The sequence below is a fragment of the Chitinophaga jiangningensis genome, assembly GCF_900142605.1.
Lineage (GTDB): Bacteria > Bacteroidota > Bacteroidia > Chitinophagales > Chitinophagaceae > Chitinophaga > Chitinophaga jiangningensis.
The window spans coordinates 1-1,610 of the sequence record NZ_FRBL01000021.1 but is presented as its reverse complement, the minus strand read 5'-3'; the positions used below and the strand labels follow the sequence as shown (position 1 = coordinate 1,610).

The window sequence follows — 1,610 nt, the reverse complement described above, 5'->3', positions numbered from 1 at the left end:
TCGCTTACTGTTGGAGCAGTGTTAGCACCAGTGTATTGAACAGTCCAGGTTCCGATCTGCTGGATGTTACCAGTGGATACCACAGGGGTTGCATCGAGGGTGAAGGCAGTTGTTCTACCGCAATCTTCCTGATCTGCACCTGCGTTAGCCGCTGGATTTGCTGCGAAGTTATAGATGGTGACTACGTCAGTTGTAGCCGGACATTTAGTGTTTACTACACCGTTTACAATGCTGGTTACCGTCCAGGTCAGCTGTACCTGATCACCAGGTGTTACCGTGATGGTAGCTTTTGGATCGTGGATGTCGCTTACTGTTGGAGCAGTGTTAGCACCAGTATATTGAACCGTCCAGGTACCGATCTGCTGGATGTTACCAGTGGATACCACAGGGGTTGCATCCAGGGTGAAGGCTGTGGTTCTACCGCAATCTTCCTGATCTGCGCCTGCGTTAGCCGCTGGATTTGCTGCGAAGTTGTAGATGATTACTTCGTCAGTTGTAGCCGGACATTTAGTATTTACTACACCATTTACGATGCTGGTTACTGTCCAGGTCAGTTGTACCTGATCACCAGGTGTTACCGTGATGGTAGCTTTTGGATCGTGGATGTCGCTTACTGTTGGAGCAGTGTTAGCACCAGTGTATTGAACAGTCCAGGTTCCGATCTGCTGGATGTTACCAGTGGATACCACAGGGGTTGCATCCAGGGTGAAGGCAGTAGTTCTACCGCAATCTTCCTGATCTGCGCCTGCGTTAGCCGCTGGATTTGCTGCGAAGTTGTACAGCACCACAACGTCAGTTGTAGCCGGACATTTAGTATTTACTACACCGTTTACCATGCTGGTTACCGTCCAGGTCAGTTGTACCTGATCACCAGGCGTTACCGTGATGGTAGCTTTTGGATCGTGGATGTCGCTTACTGTTGGAGCAGTGTTAGCACCAGTGTATTGAACAGTCCAGGTTCCGATCTGCTGGATGTTACCAGTGGATACCACAGGGGTTGCATCGAGGGTGAAGGCAGTTGTTCTACCGCAATCTTCCTGATCTGCACCTGCGTTAGCCGCTGGATTTGCTGCGAAGTTATAGATGGTGACTACGTCAGTGGTAGCCGGACATTTAGTGTTTACTACACCGTTTACAATGCTGGTTACCGTCCAGGTCAGTTGTACCTGATCACCAGGTGTTACCGTGATGGTAGCTTTTGGATCGTGGATGTCGCTTACAGTTGGAGCTGCGTTAGCACCAGTGTATTGAACGGTCCAGGTTCCGATCTGCTGGATGTTACCAGTGGATACCACAGGGGTTGCATCCAGGGTGAAGGCAGTAGTTCTACCGCAATCTTCCTGATCTGCGCCTGCGTTAGCCGCTGGATTTGCTGCGAAGTTGTAGATGATTACTTCGTCAGTTGTAGCCGGACATTTAGTATTTACTACACCATTTACGATGCTGGTTACTGTCCAGGTCAGTTGTACCTGATCACCAGGTGTTACCGTGATGGTAGCTTTTGGATCGTGGATGTCGCTTACTGTTGGAGCAGTGTTAGCACCAGTGTATTGAACAGTCCAGGTTCCGATCTGCTGGATGTTACCAGTGGATACCACAGGGGTTGCATC

The 1,610-nt window shown here is 49.9% G+C and carries 1 protein-coding gene; it reads right to left on the bottom strand.

The genetic code is table 11. The features are described from left to right. A partial coding sequence (locus BUB18_RS29775) for a hypothetical protein (protein ID WP_178372231.1) occupies positions 1 to 1,610 on the bottom strand: 1,610 nt, incomplete at both ends.